Origin of the sequence: Herbaspirillum robiniae (assembly GCF_002213415.1) — a bacterium.
Lineage (GTDB): Bacteria > Pseudomonadota > Gammaproteobacteria > Burkholderiales > Burkholderiaceae_D > Herbaspirillum > Herbaspirillum robiniae.
The window spans coordinates 252,836-268,107 of record NZ_NJGU01000009.1; the positions used below are offsets into that span (position 1 = coordinate 252,836).

Sequence of the window (15,272 nt, forward strand, 5' to 3'; positions counted from 1 at the left end):
GCATGCGCATCCGGCTGATCAATCCCAACACCACCGTCTCGATGACCGAGGCCATGACCGCCTGCGCGCGCGCCGTGGCCGCGGCGGGCACCGAGGTAAGCGGCGTCAGTCCCGGCATGGGGCCGGCGTCGATCGAGAGCCACTACGACGAGGCGCTGGCGGTGCCCGGCCTGCTGCAGGAGATCGCCCGCGGCGAGCGCGAAGGCTGCGACGCCTACGTCATCGCCTGCTTCGGCGACCCCGGCCTGTCGGCCGCGCGCGAGCTGGCCACGGGGCCGGTGATCGGCATCGCCGAGGCGGCCATGCACATGGCCAGCCTGGTGGCGCCCTCGTTTTCGGTGGTGACCACGCTGGCGCGCACCTCGGGCATGGCCTGGCACCTGGCCGAGCGCTACGGCATGCAGCGCTTCTGCCGCAACGTGCGAGCCTGCGAGATTGCGGTGCTGGAGCTGGAGAACCCGGCCTCCGACGCCCGCGCGCGCATCACCGACGAATGCCGGCGCGCGCTGGCCGAGGACGGCGCCGAGGCCATCGTGCTGGGCTGCGCCGGCATGGCTGACCTGTGCGCGGCGATCTCGCGCGACATCGGCGCGCCGGTGATCGACGGCGTGACCGCCGCCGTCAAGCTGGCCGAATCGCTGGTGGCGCTGGGACTGGCCACCGCCAAACGCGGGGAGCTGGCGCCGCCGCTGCCCAAGGCTTACCATGGCTTGCTGAAGGAATTCTCCAGGCCGTGACGCAACCTGCGGCGCGGGTTCGCCCGCACCGCGTTTTTTTCCGCAACCTCAATGAGCAACATGTCTTCGCAACAAACCTATCCGCGTGACCTCGCCGGCTACGGCCGCAATCCTCCGCACGCCCAATGGCCGGGACAGGCCCGCGTGGCGCTGCAGTTCGTCCTCAACTATGAAGAAGGCGGCGAGAACTGCGTGCTGCACGGCGACCCGGCGTCCGAGCAGTTCCTCTCCGAGATCGTCGGCGCGGCTGCCTACCCGGCGCGCCACATGTCGATGGAATCGATCTACGAATACGGCTCGCGGGTGGGCGTGTGGCGCATCCTGCGCGAGTTCGAAAAGCGCGGCCTGCCGCTGACCGTCTTCGGCGTGGCCATGGCCCTGCAGCGCTCGCCGGACGTGACCCGGGCCTTCATCGAGCTGGGCCACGAAATCGCCTGCCACGGCCTGCGCTGGATCCATTACCAGAGCATGGACATCGACGGCGAGCGCGAGCACATGCGCCAGGCGGTGCAGATCTTCCGCGAACTCACCGGCAGCGCCCCGCTGGGCTGGTACACCGGCCGCGACTCCCCCAACACGCGCCAACTGGTGGTGGAACACGGCGGCTTCGCCTACGACTCCGACTACTACGGCGACGACCTGCCGTTCTGGACTTCGGTGGAAACCTCGGCCGGCAAGACCGAGCCGCACCTGGTGGTGCCCTACACGCTGGACAGCAACGACATGCGCTTCGCCACGCCGCAGGGCTTCAACACCAGCGAGCACTTCTACCAGTACCTGAAGGACAGCTTCGACGTGCTCTACGAAGAAGGCGAAGAGTCGCCCAAGATGCTGTCGATCGGCATGCACTGCCGCCTGCTCGGCCGCCCGGGCCGCTTCCGCGCGCTGCAGCGCTTCCTGGACTACGTGCAGTCGCATGAGAAGGTGTGGATCTGCCGCCGGATCGACATTGCCGAGCATTGGAAGAAGGTGCATCCGTACCAGGCTGCTTGAAGTCGAACGGACGGAGACGCCGGCGGTTGCCGGCGTTTTTGCTTGATGGGGTACGGTGGGAATGCGGCGGCTGAGCTGCCTCGGCGCTTCGTACCGAACGGAGAAGGATGGGATCGAAGCTGCTACGTCGGTCGGCAGCGAGGCCCCTGAGAGGAACCGCATACACGCAGACTTCGATACGCCGCAAGGCGGCTACTCAGTCCGAACGGGGTTCTCAGAGGCACAACGAACGACACTGGATCCCGGCCTTCGCCGGGATGACGGATTACAGGAGATCGTGAGTCTGCACATCGAAGCCGACGCAGAGGTGCAAGCGCCGACAAAGCCGAAGGCGAGGCGGATTGAAAGAGATAGCGAGCCACGGAATCGATGCCGCAGGCGAGCAGCAAGCCCCGCGAGGCCGACGGCGAGCCGGACACAAGGCAAAGCCGCAGGCGAGCCGTCAACGCAGTCCGCTTCTGCCCAGCCGCTGAACCGCGCGGAAAAATGGATCAGAAAGGAGGCCGGAGCGTAGCGACTTGCCTCCTTTCCCATTTTTTCGTGCGGTTCAGCGGGTACCCCGAAGGGGCTGGGCGGTAGCGGCCGCCTTTCTTTGCTTACTTTCTTTGGCGGAGCAAAGAAAGTGAGCGGCTGCCGGGCCGCCCCCGGCGCTCCCCTGCGACCGGAGAAAGATAGGACCAAAGCCAGTACATCTGCAGGCAGCAAGACCAGACTACCCAAACAAACACAACCGCATACACGCTGACTTCGATACGCCGCATACGCGGCTACTCAGTCCGAACGGAGTTCACAGAGGCACAACGAACGACACTGGATCCCGGCTTCCGCCGGGATGACGGCAACGGCAAGGCAAGGCCAGTCAAGGCAACCAACAACAACCTCAATTGACCGCCGCCCCCGCCTCAAACCACTTCCCAATCATCGCCCGCTCATCATCAGTGATATTGGTCATATTCCCCAACGGCATGGACTTCTGCACCACAGCCTGCTGATAGATCTGCTGGGCATGCTGGGAAATATGCTCCTTGCTGTCCAGCAGCACGCCCTTGCCCGGCACCGGCATCAGGGTAGGCTTGGCCGAGTGGCACTGGATGCAGCGCGCCTCGATCACCTGCTGCACCTGGGCAAACCCGCCAGCGGCGGCAGCGGCAGCGGGCGCCGGCGCCGCATCGGTCTTGGCGGCACCCTCAGCGGCTGCCGTGGCAGTGGGCGCGGCAGGCGCCGCGGCCTCCTTGTGATGCAGCGCCGCCGGCACCGGCTTGTCCCGCATCATCGGACTCAGGCCCACGGCGACGCCCAGCAGCAAGGCCACCGCCACACCCGGATACCACCAGTTGTAGACGCCCTTGTGGCGCAGCACGAAGAACTGGCGGATCAGCGCGCCCGCGGCCATGATCATCAGCAGCACCAGCCAGTTGTGCGGCGCGCTGTAGGTCATGCTGTAGTGGTTGGACAGCATGGCGAACAGCACCGGCAGCGTGAAGTAGGTGTTGTGCACGCTGCGCTGCTTGCCGCGCTTTCCGTGGATGGGATCGGGCGCCTGGCCGGCGCGCATCGACGCCACCATCTTGCGCTGGCCCGGAATGATCCACACCAGCACGTTGGCGCTCATGATGGTGGCCAGCGAAGCGCCGCTGATCAGGAAGGCCGCGCGCCCCGAGAACAGGTGGCAGGCCGCCCACACCGACACCACGACCTGCAGCCCGACCAGGATGTTGACCAGGCGATCGGCGTTCGGACGGTCGCCGATGCTGCTGCAGATGGCGTCGTAGATCAGCCAGTTGAAGACCAGGAAGGCGACGGCCGTGCCGCCGGCCATCGAGCCCGACATGTCGAACACGTTGCGGTCGACCAGGAACACGTTGGCGTTGAACAGGTACAGCAGCGAGAACAGCGCGAAGCCCGACAGCCAGGTGCTGTACGACTCCCAGTAGAACCAGTGCAGGTGCTCCGGCAGCTGCCTGGGCGCCAGCAGGTACTTCTGCGGATTGTAGAAGCCGCCGCCGTGCACCGCCCACAGCTCGCCGCCCACGCCCTTCTCCTTGAGCTCGGGATCGGTGGGCTGCACCAGGCTGTTGTCCAGCCAGACGAAGTAGAAGGAAGAGCCGATCCAGGCGATTGCCGTGATGACGTGCAGCCAGCGCAGCAGCAGATTGAGCCAGTCGAGAATATAGGCTTCCATGTTCGAGTCGTTTCCTCTGTGTTGTTGTATGGCGCGTCGACGCCCGTGCCGACGGTTCTAGCATAAATGGTGCCGGGTGACGAGACGCCTTCCCGGGCGCGGCGGCAGGCTGCAATACGCGATTCCGGGAAATTTTGCTAGTGATTGGCCACAATATCCGAAAGCGCTGTCGACAATATCTTCCAACGCTGATAAGCAACAGAGCCTTCGGCGCATATCACGCCGCCCCATCAACGGCGCAGCTTTGCGCCGCGCCCGGGCCGCCGCCCGCGCCGGCCGGCCTCTCCGTTTTTAGTGCAGCGCGTCAAATTCGGTGCGCGCCAAGCACCAACTTGGCGCTGTTTTGTCGTGAATGGATAATTTTATTGTCGACAAAATGCCCTGCCGTTGGCGACCGCGGCGCCGTTGATTTGTCGATAAGAAACAAAACGCCCGTTCGCAAGCCCCGCCCGCAGCTTTCCCGCCACATGACATGAAACCGCCGGCAGCGCCGCATGCCGCGCCAGCCACGGCTCTTTACATTTCCAGCCGAAAAAGCCGCCACAAACCCCGCCAATCGTGAAGAAGGGATTGGCACGATATCTGCTAAACCTCCGTTCTGAATCCGTAGCGACGGCCGGCACGGGAGAGACGTCAGCCGTCCTCGCCGCGGTGGAGAGATGTGAACTTGTCGGGCAATCCCGTCCGGCGTCTTTTTATCAACAGGGGAGCGTAATGAAGAAAACTCGTTTGGCATTGGCTTTGGCATCCTGCCTGATGGCGGGCAGCGCGATGGCGCAATCGTCCGTCACCGTCAGCGGCCTGGTCGACGCCTTCGCAGGCAGCATGAAGAACAGCGGCGACAGCGGCAGCAAGGCATCGGTAGGCTCGGGCGGCATGACCACGTCGTGGATCGGCTTCAAGGGCACCGAAGACCTGGGCGGCGGCCTGAAGGCCGAATTCAACCTGACGTCCTTCTTCCAGACCGACACCGGCGCCACCGGCCGCTTCTCGGGCGACAACCTGTTCTCGCGCGACGCCAACATCGCCCTGTCCGGCGGCTACGGCCGCGTGATGCTGGGCCGCGGCCTGGCGCCGAGCTTCCTGCCGACCGTGCTGTTCAACCCGTTCGGCGACTCCTTCACCTTCTCGCCGCTGGTGCTGCACGTCTACACCCCGTCGGGCAACTTCGGTTCGCGCACCTGGACCCAGGCCAACGCGGCCGACTCGGGCTGGAGCAATGAAATCATCTACACCACGCCCAAGTTCGGCGGCCTGCAGGCCAACCTGCACTACCAGTTCGGTGAAGTCGCCGGCCAGACCGGCAAGAAGAACATCGGCGTGAACGCCCTGTACTTCAACGGCCCCCTGGCCCTGACCGGCATGTACTTCGACGCCCAGGTCAGCAACCCGAACTCCGGCAGCGCCATCATCGACGCCACCGCGCCGTTCTCGAGCATCACCCGCCAGAAGACCTGGATGGTCGGCGGCACCTACGACTTCCAGGTGGTCAAGCTCTACGGCACCTACCAGGCAAGCAAGGACACCACCGCCGGCAACCCGCAGGCCAAGGACAAGGTGTTCAGCGTGGGCCTGTCGGCGCCCGTGGGCAACGGCTCGATCCTGGCCGGCTTCGCGCGCACCAAGCGCACCGGCGACCTGCTGGCCAGCACCACCGGCGACGTCTCGCGCAACACCACTTCGGTCGGCTACGACTACTTCATGTCCAAGCGCACCGACCTGTACGCGATCGTCATGAACGACAAGATCTCGAACCAGAGCTCGGGCGTGTCCTTCGGCCTGGGCATGCGCCATCGTTTCTGATGCGCGTCAACGGCTTGGCCGCGTCCACCTGCTGAGGGACGCGGCCAATCGGGACGGCGCGGCGCAAGTCCTTTGCGCCGCGCCGCTTCCGGCAACCGCAGCAACGTAGTGCCGCAGTACGGCGAACCGGCGACTCCTTCTGGCCGGCGAACCGAGTCTTGAGCCTGTGCTTCGGTGGGAACCGCATTACCGGAATGCGCCGCGAGTCGTTCTGTTCTGTTTTGCATGCCGAGCTCCTTCTGGATATCGCGGGCATTGCGGTTTCCACCCCTTTTTCAATCGCCTTTCGGGAGACTTCCCCATGCGTTCATTCCGCTTCCTTGGCTGCTCCGCGGCTCTGCTGCTCGGCCTGGTATCGGCATCGTCCTCTTTCGCGCAAGAGACCAAGATCAAATTCCAGCTGGACTGGCGCTTTGAAGGCCCGTCCGCGCTGTTCCTGGTGGCCAAGTCGAAAGGCTACTTCGCCCAGGAAAAACTGGACGTCACCATCGACGCCGGCAACGGCTCGGGCAACGCCGTCAACCGCGTGGCCTCGGGCACCTATGACATGGGCTTCGCCGACATGGCCGCGCTCATGGAGTTCGCCGCCAACAATCCCGACGCGCCCTCCAAGCCGGTGGCCGTGATGATGGTCTACAACGACACCCCGGCGGCGATCTTCTCGCTGAAGAAATCCGGCATCAAGAAGCCAGCCGACCTGGTCGGCAAGAAGCTGGGCGCCCCGGTGTTCGACGCCGGCCGCCGCGGCTATCCGATCTTCGCCAAGGCCAACGGCCTGGACGCCTCCAAGGCGCAGTGGACCAGCATGGACCCGCCGCTGCGCGAAACCATGCTGGCGCGCGGCGACGTGGACGCCATCACCGGCTTCTACTTCACCTCGCTGCTGAACCTGAACGCACGCGGCGTGAAGGATGAAGACGTCAACGTGATGATGTTCCCCGACTACGGCGTGAAGCTCTACGGCAACGCCATCATCGCCTCCGACGCCATGGTCAAGCAGAAGCCGGAAGCCATCAAGGCCTTCCTGCGCGCCTTCGCCAAGGCCACCAAGGATGTGATCGCCAACCCCGAAGCCGCCATCAAGGTAGTCAAGGAACGCGACGGCCTGATCGACGAGAAGCTGGAGCTGCGCCGCCTGAAGCTGGCCATCGCCAGCGCCATCGCCACGCCGCACGCCAAGTCGGAAGGCTACGGCCAGGTGTTCGGCCCGCGCCTGACGCTGATGGCCTCGCAGGTCTCGGACGCCTACGGCACCAAGACCCGCGTCAACGCCGACCGCGTCTGGAACGGCAGCTTCCTGCCTTCCAAGGCGGAGCTGGACGTCCTGCCCAAGTAAGCCGATGCAGCAAGGCGGCGGCAGGCCACTGCCGCCGCCCATCGATTCAACCGCGACACCCGCAGAAAAGAAACACATCCATGAGCGAGACCTTCGTCGATTTCCGCCACGTCTACCTGGCCTATGACGGCGCCGCCGAGTTCGCGGTCGAAGACATCGACCTGCAGACCAGGGCCGGCGAGTTCATCGCCATCGTCGGCCCCTCCGGCTGCGGCAAGTCCACCTTCATGAAACTGGCCACGGGCCTGAAACAACCCAACCGCGGCAGCGTCGTCATCGACGGCCAGCCGGTCACCGGCCCGCTGAAGTTCGTCGGCATGGCCTTCCAGGCGCCCACGCTGCTGCCCTGGCGCACCACGCTGGAAAACGTGCTGCTGCCGCTGGAGATCGTCGAGCCGTACCGCAAGGATTTCAAGCAGAAGAAAGCCGAATACACCGAACGCGCCCTGAAGCTGTTGAAGACCGTGGGCCTGGACGGCTACGCCGACAAGTTCCCCTGGCAGCTCTCGGGCGGCATGCAGCAGCGTGCCTCGATCTGCCGCGCGCTGATCCACGAACCCAAGATGCTGCTGCTGGACGAGCCCTTCGGCGCGCTCGACGCCTTCACCCGCGAGGAGCTGTGGTGCGTGCTGCGCGACCTGTGGGCCGAGCGCAAGTTCAACGTCATCCTGGTCACGCACGACCTGCGCGAGGCGGCCTTCCTGGCCGACACCATCTATGTGATGAGCAAGCGCCCGGGCCGCATCGTGGTGCGCCGCGAGAACCCGCTGCCGCGCCCCTGCGAGCTGGAAACCACCTATACCGACGCCTTCAACGCCCTGGTGCACGAGCTGCGCGAGCATATCGGCCACGTGCGCAACACCTGAAGCAGGGAGAACACGACATGAAAAAACCGTTCAGCGGCAAACTCAACAAAGCCGCCACCACGCTGGCGCCCTGGATCCTGCTGCTGGTCATCCTCGGCATCTGGCAGTTCATCTGCAGCGTCTGGCAGGTCTCCGACTTCATCTTCCCCAGCCCGATGTCGATCATCCAGGCCATGGTGGAGTTCTCCGGACCGATCACCCAGCACGCGCTGTCGACCTTCTGGGTCACCATGGTGGGATTCGCCATCGCGGTCGCGGTGGGCGTGACGCTGGGCTTCGTCATCGGCTCCTCGCCGATGCTGTATGCCGCCGCCTATCCGCTGATGACGGCCTTCAACGCCCTGCCCAAGGCGGCCTTCGTGCCGGTGCTGGTGGTCTGGTTCGGCATCGGCGCCGGCCCGGCGATCCTGACCGCCTTCCTGATTTCGTTCTTCCCGATCATGGTCAACATCGCCACCGGGCTGGCCACGCTGGAGCCGGAACTGGAAGACGTGCTGCGCGTGCTGGGCGCCAAGCGCATGGACATCCTGCTCAAGGTCGGCCTGCCGCGCTCCATGCCTTACTTCTTCGCGTCGCTGAAGGTCGCCATCACGCTGGCCTTCGTCGGCTCCACCGTGTCCGAGATGAACGCTTCCAACGAAGGCATCGGCTACCTGCTGGTGTCGGCCGGCTCCTCGATGAAGATGCCGCTGGCCTTCGCCGGCCTGGTGGTGATCGGCGCCATGGCCATGGCCATGTATGAACTGTTCGCCATCATCGAGAAACGCACCACGGCCTGGGCGCACCGGGGCAAGTGAGCGGGCCGGGAAAGCCCGGCCTGTGGCGCAAAAGCGGTATGCGGCGGGGCGCAATTTGTCTATCATGACGCGCGTATGAGGCGCCCGGGCAAAAGCGGGCGCAAGGCGGCAGGGGCCGCCGGTCTACAACGAATCGCGAACTACAGGGAAAACACGTGAGCGCAGCTCCACTCCGCCTAGAAATCCGCCATGTGCGCAAGGCCTACCCGGGCGTGCTGGCCAACGACGACGTCAGCCTGTCGGTCGCCCCCGGCGAGATCCACGCCGTGCTCGGCGAGAACGGCGCGGGCAAGTCGACGCTGATGAAAATCATCTTCGGCGCGGTCAAGCCGGACGCCGGCGAACTGCGCTGGAACGGCGAGGCGGTGCAGATCGCCAACCCGCAGGTGGCGCGCAAGCTGGGCATCGCCATGGTGTTCCAGCACTTCTCGCTGTTCGACACGCTGACCGTCACCGAAAACATCGCCCTGGGCCTGGACGCCAGGACCGACCTCAACGAACTGGCCCAGCGCATCACCCAGACCGGCGAGAAGTACGGTCTGGAACTCGAGCCGCACCGCCACGTGCACACGCTGTCGGTGGGCGAGCGCCAGCGCGTGGAGATCGTGCGCGCGCTGCTGACCAACCCGCAGCTGCTGATCCTGGACGAGCCGACCTCGGTGTTGACGCCGCAGGCGGTGGAAAAACTCTTCGTCACCCTGCGCCGCCTGGCCGACGAGGGCTGCAGCATCCTCTACATCAGCCACAAGCTCGACGAGATCCGCGCGCTGTGCCACAGCGCCACCGTCATGCGCGGCGGCCGCGTGACCGGCAACTGCGACCCGCGCAATGAAAGCAGTGCCAGCCTCTCGCGCATGATGATCGGCGACGAACTGGTGCGCCTGCAGCGCGAGCGCAATCCGGACTCCCAGCGCAACGAACGCAAGCTGCACGTCAACCGCCTGTCGCTGCCCAAGGCCCACCTGTTCGCCACCGAGCTGAAAGACATCGAGTGCGAGGTGCGCGCCGGCGAGATCGTCGGCATCGCCGGCGTCTCCGGCAACGGCCAGCAGGAGCTGCTGGCGGCGCTGTCGGGCGAGGACCAGCGCGCCGCGCCCAACATGATCATCCTCGGCGGCAGCCCGAGCGGCCATCTCTCGCCCAACCCGCGCCGCGCGCTGGGCCTGGGCCTGGTGCCGGAAGAACGGCTCGGCCGCGGCGCCGTGCCCACGCTCTCGCTGACGGCCAACATGCTGCTGTCGCACCAGAAGACGCCTTATGTGAAGCGCGGCATGATCGACTTCGGCTTCACCCGCCGCGCGGCCGCCTCCATCATCGAACGCTTCAAGGTCAAGGCGGCCGGCCCGGACGCGCCGGCCAAGAGCCTGTCGGGCGGCAACCTGCAGAAGTTCATCGTCGGCCGCGAAATGGAACGCAAACCCTCGGTGTTCGTGGTGGCCCAACCGACCTGGGGCGTGGACGTGGGCGCCGCCGCCCAGATCCACGGCGAAATACTGAAACTGAAACAGGAAGGCTGCGCGGTGCTGGTGATCTCGGAAGAACTCGACGAACTGTTCGCCCTGTGCGATCGCCTGCACGTGATCGCCAAGGGCCGGCTGTCGCCCTCCATCCCCATCGAACAGGCCACGCGCGAGCAGGTCGGCGTATGGATGAGCGGGCTGTGGGATACGAATGCCGGCCAGGCGACGGAGGCCGGCCATGTCTAAGCTGATGTCGCTGCCCATGCGCCTCGAGCTGCGCGGCGCGCCATCGCGCGCCATGACCTACCTGTCGCCGGTGATCGCCATCGTCGCCACATTGTTCCTCGGCGCCCTGCTGTTCATGGCGCTGGGCAAGGACCCGGTGGCCGGACTGAAGGTGTTCCTGGTTGATCCCTTCAACGGCAAGCGCGCCGTCAGCGAGCTGCTGCTCAAATCCATCCCGCTGATCCTGTGCGCGCTGGGCCTGGCGGTGTGCTTCCGCGCCAGCATCTGGAACATCGGCGCCGAAGGCCAGTTCACCGTCGGCGCGCTGTGCGCGGGCGCCATGCTGGTGTGGCTGGACGTGCCGGGCCACGGCGTCTCCGGCGGCGCCGGCCTGTTGCTGATGATCGCCGCCGGCGTCATCGGCGGCGCCTTCTGGGCGGCGATCACCGCCTTCCTGCGCGACAAGTTCAACGCCAATGAAATCCTGGTGTCGCTGATGCTGACCTATGTGGCGCAGCTGCTGCTGATGTGGGCGGTCAACGGCCCGCTGAAGGACCCCAACGGCATGAACTTCCCGCAGTCCAAGGTGTTCTCCTCCGAGTTCATGCTGCCGATGCTGCTCTCCGGCACGCGGCTGCACGTGGGCTTTGTGGTGACGATCGTGGCGGCGGTGCTGATGGCGGTGTTCATGATGCGCAGCCTGCGCGGCTTCTCGCTGATGGTGGGCGGCGTGGCGCCGCACGCGGCGCGCTATGCGGGCTTCTCGGCGCGTTCGGCGCTGTGGGTGTCGCTGCTGATCTCGGGCGCCTTCGCCGGCCTGGCCGGCGCCTTCGAGATCGCCGGGCCGATCGGCCAGCTGCTGCCGTCGGTGTCGCCGGGTTACGGCTTCGCCGCCATCATCGTGGCCTTCATCGGCCGCCTGCATCCCATCGGCGCCATCCTCGGCGGCCTGATCATGTCGCTGCTGTACCTGGGCGGCGAACTGGCGCAGTCGCGCCTGGGCCTGCCGTCGGCGATCACCGGCGTGTTCCAGGGCATGCTGCTGTTCCTGCTGCTGGCGTGCGACACGCTGATCGATTACCGCCTGGTGTGGAAGAAGAAGGCTTAAAGGAACGGATATGGAACAACTCGCTCCCCTCATCGCAGCCTCGATCAATGCCGGCACCCCGCTGCTGCTGGCGGCCATCGGCCTGCTGATCAATGAACGCTCGGGCGTGCTCAACCTGGGCGCCGAAGGCATGATGCTGGTCTCGGCCATCGCCGGCTTCGCAGTCGGCTACGCCACCAAAAGCCCGCTGCTGGGCTTCGTCGCCGGCGCCGTGTGCGGCATGCTGATGGCCACGCTGTTCGCCTGGCTGGCGCTGCTGCTGGCGACCAACCAGGTCGCCACCGGCCTGGCGCTGTCGATCTTCGGCGCCGGCCTGTCGGCCTTCGTCGGCCAACGCTTCGTCGGCCTGGCGCTGCCGGCCCAGGCCAATGCGGTGCCGCTCTTGGGCGACATACCCTTCATCGGCCCGGCGCTGTTCCACCAGCACTGGATGGCCTACGTCGCCTTCGCGTTGTGCCTGGCCAGCATCTGGTTCCTGTACCGCACGCGCGCCGGCCTGGTGCTGCGCGCGGTGGGCGAGTCGCCCGAGTCGGCGCACGCGCTGGGCTATTCGGTGCGCGGCATCCGCTTCGCCGCGCTGCTGTTCGGCGGCGGCTGCTGCGGCCTGGCCGGCGCCTACATGTCGCTGGTCTACACGCCGATGTGGGTCGAGGGCCTGGTGGCCGGTCGCGGCTGGATCGCGCTGGCGCTGACCGCCTTCGCCACCTGGCGCCCGGCACGGGTATTGCTCGGCTCGCTGCTGTTCGGCGGCGTCACCATTGCCCAGTTCTACCTGCAGGGCATGGGCGTGACGATCCCGTCGCAGATCCTGTCGATGGCGCCCTATATCGCCACCATCGTGGTGCTGGCGCTGATCTCGCGCAATCCGGACTGGATCCGCCTGAACATGCCGGCCTCGCTGGGCAAGCCGTTCCGTCCCGGCGCCTCGTGAGCATGCGCAACGCCGTGCCGGCGTCGCCGGCCCGATGCATTTTTTGACAGCAGTTTGTACTTAACCACTGACCTAGAGGGAGAACCACAATGAAGATTTCGCGCAGGGCGTCGCTCACGATGCTCGCCACCCTGGCCGCGGCAACCCTGATCGGTTGCGGCAAGAAGGAAGAAGCCGCGCCGGCCGCGCCCGCTGCCGCTCCCGCCGCCGCTGCGCCGGCCGCCGATCCGCTGAAGGTGGCCTTCGTCTACATCGGCCCGGTTGGCGACGCCGGCTGGACCTTCGCCCACGACAAGGGCCGCAAGGCGGTCGAAGAGAAGTTCGGCGACAAGGTCAAGACCACCTTCGTTGAAAACATCCCCGAGTCCGCGGCCGACGCCGAGCGCGTGTTCCGCCAGCTGGCCACCGACGGCAACAAGCTGATCTTCGGCACCACCTTCGGCTACATGGAAGCGATGCTCAAGGTCTCCAAGGAATTCCCGGACGTGAAGTTCGAGCACGCCACCGGCTTCAAGACCGCCGACAACCTGGCGCAGTACGACGTGCGCACCTATGAAGGCGCCTACCTGGCCGGCGTCGTCGCGGGCAAGATGTCCAAGTCCGGCAAGCTGGGCGTGGTGGCCTCGGTGCCGATCCCCGAAGTGGTCCGCAACATCGACTCCTTCACGCTGGGCGCGCGTTCGGTGAACCCGAAGGCGACCACCGCCGTGGTCTGGGTCAACAAGTGGTTCGACCCGGGCAAGGAACGTGAAGCCGCCACCACCCTGATCGGCCAGGGCGTGGACGTGCTGATGCAGAACACCGACTCCGCCGCCGTGGTGCAGACCGCGCAGGAAAAGGGCGTGTACGCCTTCGGCTGGGACAGCGACATGACCAGCTTCGGCCCCAAGGCCCACCTGGCCGCGTCGATGATCAACTGGGGCGTGTACTACACCGCGCGCGTGCAGGCGGTGCTGGACGGCTCCTGGAAGACCAGCACCAGCTGGATCGGCCTGAAGGACAACGGCATCGACCTGGCCGCCTTCAATCCTGAACTGCCGGCCGACGTGAAGTCGCTGGTGGAAGAGCGCAAGAAGGGCATCGTCGACGGCAGCGCGCCGATCTGGAAGGGTCCGATCAAGGACAACGCCGGCAAGGAAGTGCTGGGCAAGGACGCCGTGGCCGATGACGGCTTCCTGCACGGCATCAAGTTCTACGTCGAAGGCGTGGACGGCAAGGTGCCGGGCTGATGAGGGCGCGGCGCGCCTGCGCCGCCTCCGCAACACCCGAAAGCCGGGGGCATCGCGAGGTGCTCCCGGCTTTTTTCATGGGCGGTGGATAATGGCCGCTCCCTCTCGCTACCGGAGCACGCCATGTCCGCCCAGCCCGTCCTGATCTTGCATGTCACCCTGCCCGTGCCCGCGGCGCAGTCCTATGCCTTCCTCGCCGATCCGCGCAACATGGCGCAATGGGCCTCCGGGCTGGGCCAGGGCCTGCGCCCCGAGGGCGACGCCTGGGTCGCCGAGGGCCAAGCCGGCCGCGTGACGGTGCGCTTCGCCCAGACCAATCCCTACGGCGTGCTCGACCACGAGGTCACGCTGCCCGACGGCGCCCGGGTGGCCATGCCCATGCGCGTGGTGCCCAACGGCGAGGCGGCCAGCGAGCTGACCTTTACGCTGTTTCGCCAGCCCGGCGTGGACGATGCCAAGTTCGCGGAGGACGCCAAATGGGTAATGCGCGACCTGCAACAGCTGCAGCAACTGCTGACGCCTCCGGATCCGGCCTGAGCATCGCGCCGGACGACGCCCGAACCCGGCGAAAACCCGCGATCCACCGCTATCGCAGCGCCATCCTGCCTGTATAATGCACAGCCAATAATCGCGGGAAGCGGCGTTTGTGCTGGCTTTTCGCCGCACCAGAGCCAAGGATTTATGCAAAAAGCCCGCAAACCGATCGACATCAAGATATCCACAGTTGTTGCCATCTCGGCAATCCTGCATGAAACCGACCCGGCTTCGCTGGAAAAAGCGCTGAAAGACATGACCGGCGGCGTATCCGATTTCTTCGAAGACGAGTTTGCGGTGCTGGACATCGGCGCGCTGGAAGGCGACGCCGCCGCCGGCATCGACTGGACGGCCCTGGTGGCGCTGTTCAAGCGCTTCCGCCTCAATACGGTCGCCGTGCGCAACGCGCCCGAAGACTTGCATGCCGGCATCGTCGCCCATGGCCTGGCCATCGACAGCGGCGCGGCCACCGGCGGCGCCTCCAACGCCCGCGCGCAGGAAAACGCGATGATGGCCTCGGTCGCCGCCGCCGCGCCGGAGCCCCAGCCGGAGCCTGCTCCCGCCCCCGCCCCCGCTCCCGCACCGCAGGCAGCACCGGCGCCGGCAGCGCCCGCCGCCAGCACCATGATCATCGATACCCCGGTGCGCGCCGGCCAGCGCATCTACGCGCGCGGCGCGGACCTGGTGATCATGGCGGCGGTCAACAACGGCGCCGAGATCATCGCCGACGGCAGCATCCACGTCTATGCGCCGCTGCGCGGACGGGCGCTGGCCGGCGCCTCGGGCAACACCGGCGCGCGCATCTTCGCGGCCTCGCTGGAGGCGGAACTGGTCTCCATCGCCGGGGTCTACCGAACCTTCGAGAACGGCCATCCGGCGGAGATCAAGGGCAAGCAGGTGCAGGTGCGCCTGACTGGCGAACGCATCGACGTGCTGGTGATGCCGCCGGCCTGAACCGACGGTCCGCGCGCAATGACGCAATACCAATGGCAACACGCAGTACCGGGCGGACCACCGCCGGCAGCAATCTGACAAACAAAGCAAATACGGCTGAATCGCATCAGCGGATCT

At 66.1% G+C, this 15,272-nt stretch carries 13 protein-coding genes; 12 read left to right on the plus strand and 1 reads right to left on the minus strand.

Translation table 11 applies throughout. The features are described from left to right. Window positions 1-2: 2 nt before the first annotated feature. A complete protein-coding gene (locus CEJ42_RS17820; protein ID WP_079217989.1) occupies window positions 3-737 on the plus strand; it encodes an aspartate/glutamate racemase family protein in 735 nt (244 codons plus the stop codon). A gap of 60 nt (window positions 738-797) precedes the next feature. After that, entirely contained in the window at window positions 798-1,730 is a 933-nt protein-coding gene (puuE, locus tag CEJ42_RS17825; protein ID WP_088752030.1) for an allantoinase PuuE, read from the plus strand. A gap of 880 nt (window positions 1,731-2,610) precedes the next feature. Here puuE and CEJ42_RS17830 read toward each other — a convergent pair. Then, window positions 2,611-3,912 carry a urate hydroxylase PuuD gene (locus CEJ42_RS17830; protein ID WP_088752000.1) on the minus strand — a complete coding sequence of 434 codons (1,302 nt, stop codon included), beginning with the start codon at window positions 3,910-3,912 and terminating at the stop codon, window positions 2,611-2,613. A gap of 714 nt (window positions 3,913-4,626) precedes the next feature. Here CEJ42_RS17830 and CEJ42_RS17835 point away from each other — a divergent pair. The 10 genes from CEJ42_RS17835 to minC all read left to right on the plus strand — a co-directional run bounded on the left by CEJ42_RS17835 (window position 4,627) and on the right by minC (window position 15,155). Further along, the gene (locus CEJ42_RS17835; protein WP_079217987.1) at window positions 4,627-5,715 is read left to right on the plus strand and encodes a porin; all 1,089 of its coding nucleotides are present in this window, start codon (window positions 4,627-4,629) and stop codon (window positions 5,713-5,715) included. Between the two features lie 301 nt (window positions 5,716-6,016). Then, entirely contained in the window at window positions 6,017-7,051 is a 1,035-nt protein-coding gene (locus CEJ42_RS17840) for an ABC transporter substrate-binding protein (RefSeq protein ID WP_088752001.1), read from the plus strand. A gap of 80 nt (window positions 7,052-7,131) precedes the next feature. After that, entirely contained in the window at window positions 7,132-7,917 is a 786-nt protein-coding gene (locus tag CEJ42_RS17845; protein ID WP_079217985.1) for an ABC transporter ATP-binding protein, read from the plus strand. Between the two features lie 17 nt (window positions 7,918-7,934). After that, the gene (locus CEJ42_RS17850) at window positions 7,935-8,714 is read left to right on the plus strand and encodes an ABC transporter permease (RefSeq protein WP_079217984.1); all 780 of its coding nucleotides are present in this window, start codon (window positions 7,935-7,937) and stop codon (window positions 8,712-8,714) included. A gap of 155 nt (window positions 8,715-8,869) precedes the next feature. Continuing rightward, window positions 8,870-10,420: an ABC transporter ATP-binding protein gene (locus CEJ42_RS17855; protein ID WP_088752002.1), complete on the plus strand. Its 1,551-nt coding sequence runs from the start codon at window positions 8,870-8,872 to the stop codon at window positions 10,418-10,420. Further along, on the plus strand, window positions 10,413-11,507 hold the full coding sequence (locus CEJ42_RS17860) for an ABC transporter permease (RefSeq protein ID WP_088752003.1): 1,095 nt from the start codon (window positions 10,413-10,415) through the stop codon (window positions 11,505-11,507). Before CEJ42_RS17855 ends, CEJ42_RS17860 begins: the two co-directional genes overlap by 8 nt. A gap of 10 nt (window positions 11,508-11,517) precedes the next feature. Next, window positions 11,518-12,438, plus strand: coding sequence for an ABC transporter permease (locus tag CEJ42_RS17865; protein WP_088752004.1), 921 nt, complete (start codon window positions 11,518-11,520; stop codon window positions 12,436-12,438). A gap of 89 nt (window positions 12,439-12,527) precedes the next feature. Continuing rightward, window positions 12,528-13,667, plus strand: a complete 1,140-nt coding sequence (locus CEJ42_RS17870) for a BMP family ABC transporter substrate-binding protein (RefSeq protein WP_088752005.1) — start codon at window positions 12,528-12,530, stop codon at window positions 13,665-13,667. A 123-nt stretch (window positions 13,668-13,790) separates the two neighbouring features. Then, window positions 13,791-14,204: an SRPBCC family protein gene (locus CEJ42_RS17875; RefSeq protein WP_088752006.1), complete on the plus strand. Its 414-nt coding sequence runs from the start codon at window positions 13,791-13,793 to the stop codon at window positions 14,202-14,204. Between the two features lie 144 nt (window positions 14,205-14,348). Next, window positions 14,349-15,155, plus strand: a complete 807-nt coding sequence (minC, locus tag CEJ42_RS17880; protein WP_088752007.1) for a septum site-determining protein MinC — start codon at window positions 14,349-14,351, stop codon at window positions 15,153-15,155. Window positions 15,156-15,272 lie beyond the last annotated feature (117 nt).

Bases quoted from the DNA above. Each gene is read 5' to 3' on its own strand.
- CEJ42_RS17820 (WP_079217989.1), top strand. From the start codon at position 3: ATGCGCATCCGGCTGATCAATCCCAACACCACCGTCTCGATGACCGAG.
- puuE (WP_088752030.1), top strand. From the start codon at position 798: ATGTCTTCGCAACAAACCTATCCGCGTGACCTCGCCGGCTACGGCCGC.
- CEJ42_RS17830 (WP_088752000.1), bottom strand. From the start codon at position 3,912: ATGGAAGCCTATATTCTCGACTGGCTCAATCTGCTGCTGCGCTGGCTG.
- CEJ42_RS17835 (WP_079217987.1), top strand. From the start codon at position 4,627: ATGAAGAAAACTCGTTTGGCATTGGCTTTGGCATCCTGCCTGATGGCG.
- CEJ42_RS17840 (WP_088752001.1), top strand. From the start codon at position 6,017: ATGCGTTCATTCCGCTTCCTTGGCTGCTCCGCGGCTCTGCTGCTCGGC.
- CEJ42_RS17845 (WP_079217985.1), top strand. From the start codon at position 7,132: ATGAGCGAGACCTTCGTCGATTTCCGCCACGTCTACCTGGCCTATGAC.
- CEJ42_RS17850 (WP_079217984.1), top strand. From the start codon at position 7,935: ATGAAAAAACCGTTCAGCGGCAAACTCAACAAAGCCGCCACCACGCTG.
- CEJ42_RS17860 (WP_088752003.1), top strand. From the start codon at position 10,413: ATGTCTAAGCTGATGTCGCTGCCCATGCGCCTCGAGCTGCGCGGCGCG.
- CEJ42_RS17865 (WP_088752004.1), top strand. From the start codon at position 11,518: ATGGAACAACTCGCTCCCCTCATCGCAGCCTCGATCAATGCCGGCACC.
- CEJ42_RS17870 (WP_088752005.1), top strand. From the start codon at position 12,528: ATGAAGATTTCGCGCAGGGCGTCGCTCACGATGCTCGCCACCCTGGCC.
- CEJ42_RS17875 (WP_088752006.1), top strand. From the start codon at position 13,791: ATGTCCGCCCAGCCCGTCCTGATCTTGCATGTCACCCTGCCCGTGCCC.
- minC (WP_088752007.1), top strand. From the start codon at position 14,349: ATGCAAAAAGCCCGCAAACCGATCGACATCAAGATATCCACAGTTGTT.